The organism is Betaproteobacteria bacterium (assembly GCA_016713305.1).
GTDB lineage: Bacteria > Pseudomonadota > Gammaproteobacteria > Burkholderiales.
In genome coordinates this window covers 427,647-440,373 of record JADJPK010000004.1, presented here as the reverse complement: position 1 = coordinate 440,373, position 12,727 = coordinate 427,647, and the positions used below count along the sequence as shown (strand labels likewise).

15 protein-coding genes are annotated in these 12,727 nt (G+C 66.6%); 5 read left to right on the top strand and 10 right to left on the bottom strand.

Annotated elements, in window-relative coordinates:
* The first annotated feature begins 9 nt into the window (after positions 1-9).
* On the top strand, positions 10-1,119 hold the full coding sequence (locus IPK20_02725) for a glycosyltransferase family 9 protein (GenBank protein ID MBK8015721.1): 1,110 nt from the start codon (positions 10-12) through the stop codon (positions 1,117-1,119).
* Positions 1,120-1,156: 37 nt separating this feature from the next.
* Here IPK20_02725 and lipA read toward each other — a convergent pair whose 3' ends face one another.
* The 5 genes from lipA to IPK20_02700 are packed head-to-tail and all read right to left on the bottom strand — an operon-like array spanning position 1,157 to position 5,060.
* Positions 1,157-2,110 (bottom strand): lipoyl synthase, encoded by a 954-nt coding sequence (lipA, locus tag IPK20_02720; protein MBK8015720.1) that lies wholly within the window; start codon positions 2,108-2,110, stop codon positions 1,157-1,159.
* Positions 2,103-2,783, bottom strand: a complete 681-nt coding sequence (gene lipB, locus IPK20_02715; protein MBK8015719.1) for a lipoyl(octanoyl) transferase LipB — start codon at positions 2,781-2,783, stop codon at positions 2,103-2,105. Before lipB ends, lipA begins: the two co-directional genes overlap by 8 nt.
* The gene (locus IPK20_02710) at positions 2,783-3,058 is read right to left on the bottom strand and encodes a DUF493 domain-containing protein (protein MBK8015718.1); all 276 of its coding nucleotides are present in this window, start codon (positions 3,056-3,058) and stop codon (positions 2,783-2,785) included. The genes lipB and IPK20_02710 overlap by 1 nt, the downstream gene beginning before the upstream one ends.
* Positions 3,055-3,948, bottom strand: coding sequence for a D-amino acid aminotransferase (locus IPK20_02705; protein MBK8015717.1), 894 nt, complete (start codon positions 3,946-3,948; stop codon positions 3,055-3,057). Before IPK20_02705 ends, IPK20_02710 begins: the two co-directional genes overlap by 4 nt.
* Positions 3,918-5,060 (bottom strand): D-alanyl-D-alanine carboxypeptidase, encoded by a 1,143-nt coding sequence (locus tag IPK20_02700; protein MBK8015716.1) that lies wholly within the window; start codon positions 5,058-5,060, stop codon positions 3,918-3,920. The genes IPK20_02705 and IPK20_02700 overlap by 31 nt, the downstream gene beginning before the upstream one ends.
* 204 nt (positions 5,061-5,264) lie before the next feature.
* Between IPK20_02700 and IPK20_02695 the strand changes: the two genes are divergently transcribed.
* On the top strand, positions 5,265-5,726 hold the full coding sequence (locus tag IPK20_02695; GenBank protein ID MBK8015715.1) for a copper chaperone PCu(A)C: 462 nt from the start codon (positions 5,265-5,267) through the stop codon (positions 5,724-5,726).
* Between the two features lie 55 nt (positions 5,727-5,781).
* On the opposite strand, the gene IPK20_02690 is transcribed toward IPK20_02695, so the two are convergent.
* Genes IPK20_02690 through IPK20_02680 form a run of 3 tightly spaced genes read right to left on the bottom strand, consistent with a single transcriptional unit; the run spans position 5,782 to position 7,748 of the window.
* A complete protein-coding gene (locus IPK20_02690) occupies positions 5,782-6,591 on the bottom strand; it encodes a putative DNA-binding domain-containing protein (protein MBK8015714.1) in 810 nt (269 codons plus the stop codon).
* Complete coding sequence (locus tag IPK20_02685; GenBank protein MBK8015713.1) at positions 6,548-7,408, bottom strand: DUF692 domain-containing protein; 861 nt, start codon at positions 7,406-7,408, stop codon at positions 6,548-6,550. The genes IPK20_02690 and IPK20_02685 overlap by 44 nt, the downstream gene beginning before the upstream one ends.
* 25 nt (positions 7,409-7,433) lie before the next feature.
* Positions 7,434-7,748, bottom strand: a complete 315-nt coding sequence (locus tag IPK20_02680) for a low-complexity protein (protein ID MBK8015712.1) — start codon at positions 7,746-7,748, stop codon at positions 7,434-7,436.
* A gap of 237 nt (positions 7,749-7,985) precedes the next feature.
* Between IPK20_02680 and IPK20_02675 the strand changes: the two genes are divergently transcribed.
* The 3 genes from IPK20_02675 to IPK20_02665 all read left to right on the top strand — a co-directional run bounded on the left by IPK20_02675 (position 7,986) and on the right by IPK20_02665 (position 10,146).
* On the top strand, positions 7,986-8,408 hold the full coding sequence (locus IPK20_02675; GenBank protein MBK8015711.1) for an Hsp20/alpha crystallin family protein: 423 nt from the start codon (positions 7,986-7,988) through the stop codon (positions 8,406-8,408).
* 131 nt (positions 8,409-8,539) lie between these two features.
* On the top strand, positions 8,540-9,430 hold the full coding sequence (gene argB / locus IPK20_02670; protein MBK8015710.1) for an acetylglutamate kinase: 891 nt from the start codon (positions 8,540-8,542) through the stop codon (positions 9,428-9,430).
* Positions 9,431-9,465: 35 nt separating this feature from the next.
* On the top strand, positions 9,466-10,146 hold the full coding sequence (locus tag IPK20_02665) for a UPF0149 family protein (GenBank protein ID MBK8015709.1): 681 nt from the start codon (positions 9,466-9,468) through the stop codon (positions 10,144-10,146).
* A gap of 260 nt (positions 10,147-10,406) precedes the next feature.
* Here IPK20_02665 and IPK20_02660 read toward each other — a convergent pair whose 3' ends face one another.
* A complete protein-coding gene (locus IPK20_02660; GenBank protein ID MBK8015708.1) occupies positions 10,407-11,888 on the bottom strand; it encodes an aldehyde dehydrogenase family protein in 1,482 nt (493 codons plus the stop codon).
* 274 nt (positions 11,889-12,162) lie between these two features.
* Positions 12,163-12,705 carry a DUF2799 domain-containing protein gene (locus tag IPK20_02655; GenBank protein ID MBK8015707.1) on the bottom strand — a complete coding sequence of 181 codons (543 nt, stop codon included), beginning with the start codon at positions 12,703-12,705 and terminating at the stop codon, positions 12,163-12,165.
* Between the last annotated feature and the right edge of the window lie 22 nt (positions 12,706-12,727).

The following is a 12,727-nucleotide window of genomic DNA, read 5'->3' as shown; positions in this document are numbered from 1 at the left end:
ACGCGAGGCATGGAGCCCGGTGCCCTCCGTCCTGCAGCCAGCCTTCCGCGGCGCATCCTGGTGGTCTGCACGCGCCGCATCGGCGACGTGCTGCTGGTCACTCCGCTCGTGCGCAGCCTGAAGTCCGCCTGGCCTGCCGCGATCGTCGACGTCATGGTGTTCAGTGGGACCGAGGCCGTGCTCGAAGGAAATCCGGACGTGGACCGGGTGCTGTCCGTCGGCGAGCGCGATCCCCTCGGCGCCCGATTGAAAACGATGATCCGCACCTGGCGCCGCTACGACCTCGCTTGCAGCGCCCAGACGTCCGACCGCACGACTCTTTACGCCTGGGCGGCAGGGCGCCGCGCCGTCGGACTCCTGGACCCGCGCAAGGCGCCTGCATGGAAGCGCGCTCTGCTGGACGCCTGGCAGCCGTTCGACAATCTCGACGTTCACACGGTTGTCGCCGGCCTGTCGCTGTGCGATGCGCTGGATATTCCCAAGCGATTCGACGTGGTGCCGCCCGCGGCCGACGAAAGCGCCACGGCCATCGGCGCACAACTGGGTCTGGACCTCCTGTCGGGGGAATCCTTTGCGGTGCTCCACGTGTCGCCGAAGTTCGTCTACAAGAGCTGGACGGCGGACGGTTGGCGGACGCTCGCCAGGTGGCTGTCCGAACGCGGCATCAAGCCTGTCGTGTCGGCGGGGCCAGGGGGAGAAGAACGCGCCGTCGCCGCCGCGGTGGTCGCGCATCTCGAAGGTCAGGCCATCGATGCGAGCGGCCGTCTGAGTCTTCCCCAGCTCGTCACTCTCGTCGGCGCGGCGGTCGCCTATATCGGCACGGATACGGCAGTCACCCACGCGGCCGCCGCGACGGGTGTCCCCACGATCGCACTTTTCGGACCGTCCAATCCGGTCAAGTGGGGTCCGTGGCCAAGCGGTTGCAGCGTCACGCCGAGTCCCTGGAAGCGGGTTGGCTCACAACGCGCAGGGAACGTGACGCTCGTGCAGGGGAGAGGGGACTGCGTGCCTTGCCTGCTGGAGGGATGCGACCGGCACGTGGCGAGCCTGAGCCGCTGCCTGCAGGAAATGCGGGCAGACGATGTGATTGCCGCGGTGGAAGAAGCCTTGAGCGGCTGATGCGGAAAGGACCGGGACCCGCCGGTCCGGTCCAGGGTCAGACGACGCCGGCCCCGTGCGCCTGCCGGTCCGCGTGATAGCTGGACCGGACCAGCGGACCGCACGCTGCGTGGCGGAACCCCATGGCGTACGCTTCGCGCTCGAAATCCTTGAACCGCTCCGGTTCCACGTAGCGCAGCACGGGAAGATGCCCGCCCGTGGGCTGCAGGTACTGGCCGAGCGTCAGCATGTCGATCTCGTGCGCACGCATGTCGCGCATCACCTGCAGGATCTCGTCGTCGGTTTCGCCCAGGCCCAGCATGAGCCCGGACTTGGTGGGCACGTCGGACTTGCGCTGCTTGTAGGTCTTGAGCAGTTCGAGCGAGTGCTCGTACTTGGCCCCCGGGCGCGCCAGCTTGTACAGACGCGGCACGGTCTCGAGGTTGTGGTTCATCACGTCGGGCGGCGTCTCCACCAGCCTGTCGAGTGCCGGCTGCAGCCTGCCGCGGAAATCCGGCACCAGCACCTCGATCACGATCCCCGGATTGGCGGCCCGCACCTCGCGGATGCAGTCCGCAAAGTGGCCGGCCCCGCCGTCGCGCAGGTCATCCCGGTCCACGCTGGTGATCACGACGTACGAGAGCTTCATGGCCTGGATGGTGCGCGCGAGGTTGCCGGGCTCCTGCGCATCCGGGGCCAGCGGACGGCCGTGAGCCACGTCGCAGAACGGGCAGCGCCGGGTGCACACGTCGCCCAGGATCATGAAGGTCGCGGTGCCCTTGCCGAAGCACTCGCCGATGTTGGGGCAGGAGGCCTCCTCGCAGACCGTGTGCAGCTTGTGGTCGCGCAGGGCCTGCTTCACTTCGAGGAAGCGCGGGCTGCTGCCGACGCGCACGCGGATCCAGTCCGGCTTGCGCAGCGCTTCCACGGGCACGATCTTGATCGGGTTGCGGGCCGTCTTGGCGGCACCCGTCTGTCGCAGAGGGGTCGCGGTATCGTGATCGTCAGCCATACAGGCGCTCCATCAGGTGTTGTGCAAGGCTCGCCGCCAGTTCTTCGCGGGGCGCGGTGATGCCCAGCCGCCGGGCGTCGGTGACGTCCAGCCCGGGGAAACCGCACGGATCGATGCGGCCGAACGGCGCAAGGTCCATGTCGACGTTGAAAGCCAGACCATGATACGAACATCCGCCACGGATCTTGAGGCCCAGCGCGGCGATCTTCGCCCCTCCGACATAGACACCGGGACGGGCGGGGTCTCCCGCCGCGTCGACGCCATGGCTGGCCAGCAGCCCCACCACGCTGTCCTCCAGCCGCCGCACGAGAGTCCGGATGGTGAGATCGAGCCGGCGAAGATCGAGCAGCGTGTACAGGACGATCTGGCCGGGCCCGTGATAGGTGACCTGCCCGCCCCGATCGGTACGTACGAGAGGGATCCCGTCGCCATCGAGGGGCAGGTGCTCCGGCCTCCCGGCAATGCCTACCGTGAAGACCGGAGGGTGTTCGGTGAGCCACAGTTCGTCGACCGTCGACGGAGTGCGTTCCGCCGTGAAGCGCTTCATGGCGTTCCACGTGTCGTCGTATCCGGTCGGCCCCAGGTCGCGGACGGTGGCGCGTCCGGATCGTCCCCGTGGCGCCGGAGCGTTGTCCCGGCGCAGCGTATCCGGCGACCGGCCCGTAGGCGACATCACAGCACCATCACCACCTGCGGGTGATCGCACAGGTCCCGGTAGACGGCGTCGAGCTGTTCACGCGAGGCCGCGCGGATGACGCAGGTGACCGACAGGTAGTTCTTCTGCTTGCTCATCCGCATCTCGATCGTGGAGGCATCGAAATCGGGGGCGTGACGCGTGACGATGGCCACGATGTCCTGGGCGAGCCCGGGTCCCTGCCTTCCCATCACCTTGATGGGAAAGTCGCAGGGATACTCGATCAGAGAGGGGGTTTCCGGGCTGGCGGTCATGCGTGTCTCGCGGGCGGAGGGGGTTGGCGCTTGTCCGGCTGGAAAAGTCCGTACATGCGCTCGAACATGGGGCCGGGTCTGCCGGTGCCAACGGGCCAGCCGTCCAGCGTGGTGATGTCCAGGACCTCGCGCGTCGAACTGGCGAGCCACAGCTCGTCGGCTTCGCGGACTTCGGCCTCGCTCACGTCGCGCTGCTCGAACGGCATGCCGTGCCTGAGGGCGAGTTCGGCGATCGCTTCCCAGGTGATGCCGGGGAGAAGGAGGTGGCTCATGGCGGGCGTTGCGACGCGGCCGTTCTTGACCACGAACACGTTCGACGCCGAACCCTCGGTGAGAAAGCCGTTGCGCAGCAGCACCGACTCCGCCGCTCCCTGGTCCACGGCGAACTGCCGCAGCAGCACGTTGGCCAGGAGCGAAGTGGATTTCACGTCGCAGCGATACCAGCGGTTGTCCGTGGCGGTCACCGCACGCACGCCTTCCTGCACCTGCTCGCGCGTCGGCAGCGCGAGGGGGTTCGACATCATGAAGACGGTGGGGGCGACCCCTTTCGGGAACGCGTGGTCGCGTTTCGCCACTCCGCGGGTGACCTGCAGATACAGCGACTGGTCGTCCGTTGCCTGCCGCGCGACGAGTTCGTCGAACAGGTGAGCCCACTGTCCGTCGTCGTGCGGGTTGGCGATTTGCACGGCGTCGAGACTGCGGCGAAGCCGGGCCAGGTGTCCCGGCAGCCGGTACGGCCGGCGCCCGTACACGGGGATCACCTCGTACACGCCGTCGCCGTAGATGAATCCCCGGTCAAGTACGGGGATCCGCGCTTCTTCGAGCAGCAGGAACTCACCGTTGAGGTAGCAGACGCCGGTCACTTGAGCATCAGCCGCAGGCTGTCCCATGCACGGCCGAAGATGTTGGCCACACCGATGCTCTCCAGCGCGACCACCGCATAGTCGCCGACCGGCTTGCCGTCCAGCGTGACCTTGAGCGTGCCCACGCGGTCGCCGGCTGCCACGGGAGCGATGAGCGGCTGCATGCTTTCGAGGGAGGCCTTGAGCCGACTGGCCATGCCTTGCGGAATGGAGAGATGGAAGTCATCGGTGAAGCCGGCCTTCAGTTCGGAACTCGACCCCTTGAAGACCGGCAGAACGCTCACGGCCTGACCCTTTTCGTAGAGGCGCACGGTGTCGTAGAACTGGAATCCGTAATTCAGGAGCTTCTGGCTCTCGGTGGCGCGGGCCGTGTCCGAGGCGGTGCCCAGAACGACCGAAATGAGGCGCCGGGGAGCGCGCTTCGCCGTCGCAATCAGGCAATAGCCGGCGGTCTCGGTGAAGCCGGTCTTGAGGCCATCGACCGTGGGGTCGAGCGTGAGCAGACGGTTGCGGTTGTACTGCGTGATGTTGTTGTAGCGGAATTCCTTGGTGGAGTAGAGCGGGAGATACTCGGGGAAGTCCCGGATCAGATTGGCGGCCAGGGTCGCCAGATCCCTTGCCGTGGTGTAGTGCTGAGGATCCGGCAGGCCGGTCGAGTTCACGTAGTGCGTGTTCTTGAGGCCCATGCGTTCGGCCTGCTTGTTCATGAGGTCCGCGAAGGCGTCCTCGCTGCCCCCCACGGTTTCCGCCAGTGTGATGGTGGCGTCGTTTCCGGACTGCACGACCATTCCCTTGAGAAGATCTTCCACCGTGACCGGAATGCGCGGGTCCAGGAACATGCGCGAGCCCTCCGCGCGATAGCCGCGTTCCGATACCCGGGCGATCTGGTCGATCGCGATGCGTTTCTGCTTCAGCGCATCGAAGACCAGATAGGCGGTCATGAGCTTGGTGAGCGATGCCGGCTCGATCCGCCTGTCGGCCTCCTTCTGGACCAGAAGCTGACGGCTCTGCCAGTCGAGCAGCACCCAGGCCTTCGCGGCCAGCGCGGGCGGATTGGGAATCAGCGGAGAACTCGACTGGGCGAACGCGGTGAGCGGGAGGATCAGCAGGCAGAGGCAGACGGACAGGAAACGATTCATGTGCGTGTCGCGGCAAAACACGGATTATAGGGGCGGGCACCCGGCGCAGTCCTCGCGAGATTGCGCTCGCACGGGAGCTTTGGCGACAATCGGCGTCCGGCCCGTCGATTCGGGCCCTCCGCAGTCTTCACCCGTAGTGTTCCGATGGAGTCCAACATGTCGTCATCCTTGCGTGGTGCCGTGGCAATCGCCTCAGTCGCGGCGATGCTGTGGTCTTCCACCTCCTGGGCGGTGCCCACCGGTCCCCAGGTCGAAGTGATCGATCCCTGGGTACGTGCCACCGTTGCCGGCCAACCCGTCGCCGGCGCGTTCATGGAACTCAAGTCGCCCAAGGCGGCCAGGCTCGTGGGAGCCACCACCCCCGCGGCCAAACGCGTCGAGCTGCACGAGATGAAGCACGAAGGCGGCGTGATGAAGATGCGTGCCCGCAAGGACATCGCCCTGCCCGCCGGTGAAAGCGTCCGGCTGGAGCCCGGTGGCCTGCACATCATGATGTTCGGTCTGCAGCAACCTCTCGAAGCGGGACAGACCGTGACGTTCACGCTCCAGTTCCGCGGCAGCGACGGCAAGCCGTTCGCGCAGACCGTGGAGGCGCCCGTCCGGCCGAAGGAAACATCCGGCCAGGAACCGGCCGGCAAGAACGCTTCGGGGCACGAGCACCACTGACCGGTCCGGGCCGCGAGACGGCGCCGGTCTGCCCCGGTCCCGCTGCGGCGGCTCGTCAGCCCGCGGCAGCCTTGCGTGCAGGCGGCCTGGCGCCGAGCAAGGCGCCTTGGGCCCGGAGATCTTCGAGGATTGCCCGTCCGCCTTCGATCACGATGGCCGGATCGGGATGCTGCAGTTCGCGGGCGATGCGGCGCAGCGCGCCAAGGCCCGTCAGCCGGCCCGGCTCCAGCAACGCGACCAGCCGGGCCGACACGGGGTTCAGGACGATGAACCGGACCGCGTCGGAGGGATCGCGAAACGCGAAGATGATCGTGTGTTCTGGCGGCGCGCGCCGGCGGTGTCCCGCTGCGCCGAGGCGATGCACCGCGCAGGGATACTCGAGCAGCATCGAGACGGGGTTCACGGCGGGCCGGCCCGCGAGCAGATCGCCCGACGGGTCTGCACCGGGCGCGGAGGCCTCGCGCGGGCTGACGTCCAATGCAAGTTCGACCCACTCGTAGTGCACCAGGTGGCGCAGATGCTCGGGCACGGCCAGGGCGCTGCCTCCCGTCGCAAGCCAGCGCACGAACTCCTCGGGAATCTGGCGGAACAGCGGGCTCTGACAGCGGTGGACGGCGAAGAACTCGCGCATCAGGCGTGTCCACTTCGTCTCGCCGAGAAGCTCCCGCGAAACGGGGAAGCAGGCGTCGAGAAAGCCGCGCAGATTGTTGAAGAGCAGCTCGTTGTAGACATTCATCCGGCGAGCCTGGACGCCGGCTGGACGCGTGCGTTTCTGCGGATCGCGGATGTGCCCGGTGAAGGCGTACTGGTACTGCTGGAACTCAGGAAGCGGCACGGCCCGGCCTCGCCGAAGGGAGCAGCCCATGCGCGCGCTGCAGCGATGCGATGCGCGACACCTGCGGCAAGAGCGCCTCGAGCGGAGGGATGTTGAAGTCGCGCTCCAGCAACGTGGGGTGCGTGCCGACCCGGCCGTACGCGTAATCGAGCAGGTCCCATACGGGATCGATGACGTCCGTGCCGTGCGTGTCGATCAGCAGATCGTCCGCTTCGCGGAAGTGACCTGCCATGTGCAGGTAGGCGACGCGATGGGGGGGCAGTGCGTCGAGGTAGGCGCGCGGATCGAAGCCGTGATTGACGCTGTTCACGTAGACGTTGTTGACATCCAGGTGCAATGCGCAGTCGGCCTCGTCCAGTACCGCCCGCACGAACTCAGGCTCGGTCATCTCGTCGATCGGAGAACTCACGTAGTAGGACGCGTTCTCCACCGCGATGCGTCTGCCGAGAATGTCCTGGGCCCGGCGGATCCGCCGGCTCACATGCAGGACCGCATCCCCGGTGAACGGGATGGGCAGCAGGTCGTAGAGCTGGCCGTCGTCGGTGGTGTAGGCGAGATGTTCCGTGTAGAGCTCGATGCGGAATTCCTCCAGGAACCGCCGCACGCGGCGGAGGAAGATCTCGTCCAGGGGTTTGGGGCCGCCCAGGGATAGGGACAAGCCATGGGCGACGATGGGCCGCTGCTGCGCCAGTTCGCGAAACCGCCGGCCGCTCGCACCGCCCATGTCCATCCAGTTCTCCGGTGCGATCTCGAAGAACTCGACCTCGGGCGGGACGCCGGCCTGAAGCGAGGGGATGAGTTCCCGCCTCAGGCCGAGCCCGGCACCGCGGACTCCGGTGGGAATCACGACGGTTCGACCGGCAAAGGGCCGCTTACTTGCTGCCGCCGCACTTGCCCTCGCCGCACTTGCCGTCCTTCTTCTTGTCGCCGCCGCATTTGCCTTCCTTGGCCTTGTCGCCGCCGCACTTGCCGTCCTTGGCTTTGTCGCCACCGCACTTGCCTTCCTTGGCCTTGTCGCCGCCGCACTTGCCCTCCTTGGCCTTGTCCGCGGCGGCCACCTGGTAGCCGTTCTTCAGGGACTGCATCTCGAAGGGGTTGCCGGCAGCGTTCGCCAGGGACGCGGCAGCCAGGGACGCCGCGACGGCGGTACCCACTGCGGCGGAAACGAGGATTTTCTTGCTGGCCATGATGATTCTCCTGAATTTGAGGTTTCGATGGTTGCCTGCACGGGTGCGGACCGCTACTGCGGGATCGGATGGTAACCCGCTCTGTCGAACCGCATGCGCCGGCTTATACGGCGGCCGGCGCCATTCGGATTCAGGGAGCCGCAACGGGTGCCCTTGAAAGCGCTCGCCGGGCACCCACTTTGGTGACATCGGCGCAACGTCGTGCGCTTCGGACCACTCCTGAGAGGAGAAATTCACATGGCCAATGTCACCCGATTCAATCCCTTCGAGGATTCCCTCGATGACCTGTTCCGCGGTTTCTTCGTGAAGCCGGTCGCCTTCGAGAACGAGCGCCCGGTCCAGATCAAGATGGACGTGAAGGAGGACGGCAACAATTACGTCGTGCATGCCGAGATCCCCGGGGTGAAGAAGGAAGACATCCACGTCACCATCGACGGCAACCAGGTGGCCATCAGCGCCGAGGTGAAGCGCCAGTCCGAAGAAAAGCAAGGTGAGCGCGTGCTTCGCAGTGAACGCTACTACGGCAAGGTGCAACGGATGTTCTCTCTGGCGTCGGAGGTGGATTCGGCGGGGTCGCAGGCCAGGTACAGCGATGGAGTGCTGGAGTTGACGCTTCCCAAGAAGGCGACGGTTTCGTCCAAGCGCATCTCCGTGCAGTGACGGTGCTCCTGCCCGCCAGATGAGAAAGACGGCCCTCCGGGGCCGTCTTTCTTTGGACGCGCGGGCCTTGTCCGCTTGGACGGGCTTCGGGGGGTCGATACAATCCGCCCCTCTTCACCGGTGCCGTTCCCATGTCCGACTCTCCTCCCCTCCAGCCTTTCCAGAAAGCCCAGGTCCTGGCCGAGGCGCTGCCCTACATCCGGCGGTTCCAGGACAAGACCATCGTGGTCAAGTACGGCGGAAACGCCATGACCGACCCGGCGTTGAAGGAAAGCTTTGCCCGGGATGTCGTCCTGCTGAAGCTCGTCGGCATGAATCCGGTCGTGGTCCATGGCGGCGGCCCCCAGATCGACGAAGTGCTGAAGCGCGTCGGCAAGCAGGGACAGTTCATCCAGGGCATGCGGGTCACCGACGAGGAGACCATGGACATCGTCGAGATGGTCCTGGGCGGTTCGGTGAACAAGGAGATCGTCAACCTGATCAACCGCCACGGCGGCAAGGCGGTAGGCCTCACGGGCCAGGACGGCTCGTTCATCCGGGCGCGCAAGCTGCTGATGCCCAACAAGGACAAGCCCGAGGAACTGCTGGACATCGGCCAGGTGGGGCAGATCGTCTCCATCGACCCGTCGATCATCGCGTTCCTGGACACGGGTGACTTCATTCCCGTCATCGCGCCGATCGGCGTGGGAGAGGAGGGCGAGTCGTACAACATCAACGCCGACGTGGTGGCGGGCAAGCTCGCCGAGATCCTCAAGGCCGAAAAGCTGATCCTGCTGACGAACACGCCCGGCGTGCTGGACAGGGACGGCAATCTGCTCACCGGACTCACGCCGAAGCAGATCGACGACCTCTTCGCGGATGGCACGCTGTACGGCGGCATGCTGCCGAAGATCTCCTCCGCGCTGGACGCTGCCCGCAGCGGCGTGCGCAGCGTGCACATCATCGACGGACGCGTGGAGCACTCGCTGCTCCTGGAAGTGCTGACCGACCAGGGCGTCGGCACCCTCATCAAGGCGAAATAGGCCCACCGCAGAGGGGGCCCCACCGGAGAAGACGCATGGCCGCCATTCCCATGACCGAGGCGGAACTCGACCGCCTCGAAACCTTGCTCGATTCGCATCCCCCGGGGCTCGATCCTTTGTGGATCGATTCTCTGCAGGGATTCCTCGCCGCGTGCATCAGCGCACCGGAGCCTGTCAGCCGCGACCGCTGGATGGCCGTGGCCGTGGGCAAGGAAGACGGCTGGGACACCGACCCCCAATCCCAGGAACTGGTCCGGCTCGTCGACCGCCTCTACGCGGACGTGCTGCGGGATCTCGGGGAGGGCGAAGGCATTCCCCTGCTGGTCTACCCGAAGGACGAATCAGGCGACGAGTACGACTTCGAGCCCTGGGTGGCGGGATACCTGGAAGGGGTGGAACTGGCCGATCCCGCCTGGTACGACGCGGGCGAGGAGGAAGTCGTCGACGAGTTGCTGTTCCCGTTCGTGGCGCTGTCGGGTGGATTGGAGGAGGACGACGAGATCGTCGAAATGCTCACCGAGGATGGTGCCACCCGGGAGGAAGTGATCCTTCGCTGCCAGGAGGAGCTTCCGCTGGTGGTGCAGAACGCCTTCGACTACTGGTTCGAAAAACGCAAGCCCGACACCGTGAAGCGTGACGCGCCCAAGGTGGGGCGCAACGATCCCTGCCCGTGCGGCAGCGGCAAGAAGTACAAGGCGTGTTGCGGGGCGGGATAGAGGGGCGACAGGCCCGAGACCCCAGTCCCCAGCCCCTGGTTCGTTTCGCCCGCGGCAAGGCGCCGCGGGCCTCGGGCTGCACGGGGCCCCTTTCGCGGCCTGAGGCTCAGGCGGGTCCAGTCCCCGGTCCAGAGACCCGATGTCCGGTCAGCCGCGGCCCATGGCCGCGAAAACGTGGATGCCGTCGGCCGCCGGAGGCGGCCTGAGTGTTCCTGGGGGCCAGGGTCCGGGGACCAGGCCCGGGCTGCTCCAGGCCAGCGTTACCCGTGCTTGTAGACGACGGTCTTGGCGTGCGAGAACTCGCGCAGCGCCTCGAAACCTTTCTCCCGCCCGTGGCCGCTCTTCTTGACGCCGCCGAAGGGCAATTCGATGCCACCGCCGGCGCCGTATCCGTTCACGAAGACCTGGCCGCACCGCATGCCCTTCGCGACCCGCATCTGCCGCGCACCGTTGCCGCTCCAGATGCCGGCCACCAACCCGAATTCGGTGGAGTTCGCGAGCTTGATCGCGTCCGCCTCGTCCTCGAAGGGAATGGCGGACAGCACGGGCCCGAACACTTCGTCGCACGCCAGCGCATTGGTGCGCGGAACGGGTCCGAACAGGGTCGGTGCCACATAGAAGCCACCGGCAGGGGTCCCTTCCGCGATCGTGGCTTCGGCCAGCACCTTCACGCCCTCGGCCTTCGCACGCTGGATGAAGCCTTCCACGCGTTTCTTCTGGGTGGCGCTGATGAGCGGTCCGCAATCGAGATCCATGACGTGGGAGCCCACGCGAAGCTGCGCGAAGCGCTCCGCCACGCGGGCCATGAAGGCGTCGTAGACGTTGCGCTGGACCAGCACCCGGCTGCCCGCGGAGCAGGTCTGGCCGCCGTTCTGCACGATCGCGGCCACCACCACGGGGACGGCTGCGTCGAAGTCGGCATCGTCGAACACGATCTGCGGCGACTTGCCGCCCAGTTCCAGCGTGCAGCCGATGTGGTTTCTCGCGGCCGCGATCTGGACCAGCGTGCCCACTTCAGGTGAGCCGGTGAAGGACAGGAAGTCGATGCCGGGATGCCCAGACAGCGCGGCACCTGCTTCCTCGCCGATACCGCTCACCACATTCAGGACACCGGCGGGAAAGCCCACCTCTTGCGCCAGTGCGGTGAGCCGTAGCGGCGTCAGGCAGGCTTCCTCCGCCGGCTTCATCACGGTGCAGTTGCCCATGGCGAGTGCCGGTGCCAGCGTGCGCCCGAACATCTGGGCCGGGTAGTTCCAGGGAATGATGTGGCCGGTGACGCCCTTGGGGTCGCGCAGCACGGTGACCATGTAGCCTTCCAGGAACGGGATCACGTCGCCATGGACCTTGTCGGCGGCGGAACCGTAGAACTCGAAGTACCGCGCAGCTGCGACCATGTCGGCGCGCGCCTGCTTCATCGGCTTGCCGGTGTCGCGGGCCTCGAGCTGGGCGAGTTCTTCGGCATGTTCCGCGATCTTGGCGCCTAGCTTCACCATCAGGCGCCCGCGTTCCACGGCGGGCATGCGCGGCCATGGACCTTCCTCGAAGGCGCGCCGCGCGGCGGCCACGGCATCGTCGATGTCGGACGCCGTTCCTCGGGCGATGCGGGCGAACACCTTGCCGTCGCTGGGAGACACGACGTCCACGGTGCGTCCATCGGCCGCAGGGCGCCACTTGCCGTCGATGAAGTTCTGGAATTCGAGCAGGCCGCTGTCGAGCGTGCCGCCGGTGACGGGTGCATTCATGGTGTCCTCGAGAAGATGGGGGTCAAGGCCGCGCATCGGATCGCGGCAAAGGGAAAGGCTCGATTCTAGGGAAGTTCTGGAAAATGCACCCGGATCGCGTGCAGCCCGGGGACGGGGGAGGGCAAGGCCGGAGGCGACGGCAGGATGGGACTGTGGGGCCACGGCGAAAGCGCTTCCCAGCGGAGGATCCGATCGACGGATGCGATCCGCGCGCCTTGCCTGGACGTTCTCCGGCGTGCCGGCCGGTGGTTTCCCCCATCCGGTCAAGGCAGGGTCAACCGCCGAATCCGGCCCGGGTTGCATCTTCCTCCAGACGGCGGACGCGCCTTTGGGCATCCAGGATCTCTTCGTCCAGGGTGCGGATCTGCCGGCGCAGGTTCTCGCGCTCTTCCGCACTCTGCGACTTCTTGAGCTTGTCCTCGGCCGCGCGTATCTGGACCTGCGTGCTGTCGATCTGCCGCCGTTCCTTGCGGATGTCGGTTCCCAACCGGAAGCCCTCGCGGAACTTCGCGTCGGTCTCCGGCGGGCAGGTGTTGCGGTAGGTCTTGCCCTCGGTTCCCATCGCGTAGCCGCGCGCACCCGTGCAGAGCCTCGCCAGCCCTTCGTCGAAACCCTTCGTGTACGCGGCAGTGTCGGTCGCGATGCCGTGTTCCGAGCACGCTTCCCGGTGGTCCTCGAAGCGGCTCCGATCCCAGCCGTCGTAGGCATCGCGCGCACCCTGCTCCTGCCAGTTGACGGTCTTGCACTGCTTTTCGCTGAGGGAGGCGCAACCGGTGGCAAGCAGCATCGTGATGAAGAGCGGCAGCAGGCGATTCATGTCGGGTTTCTCCGTCGGGGTT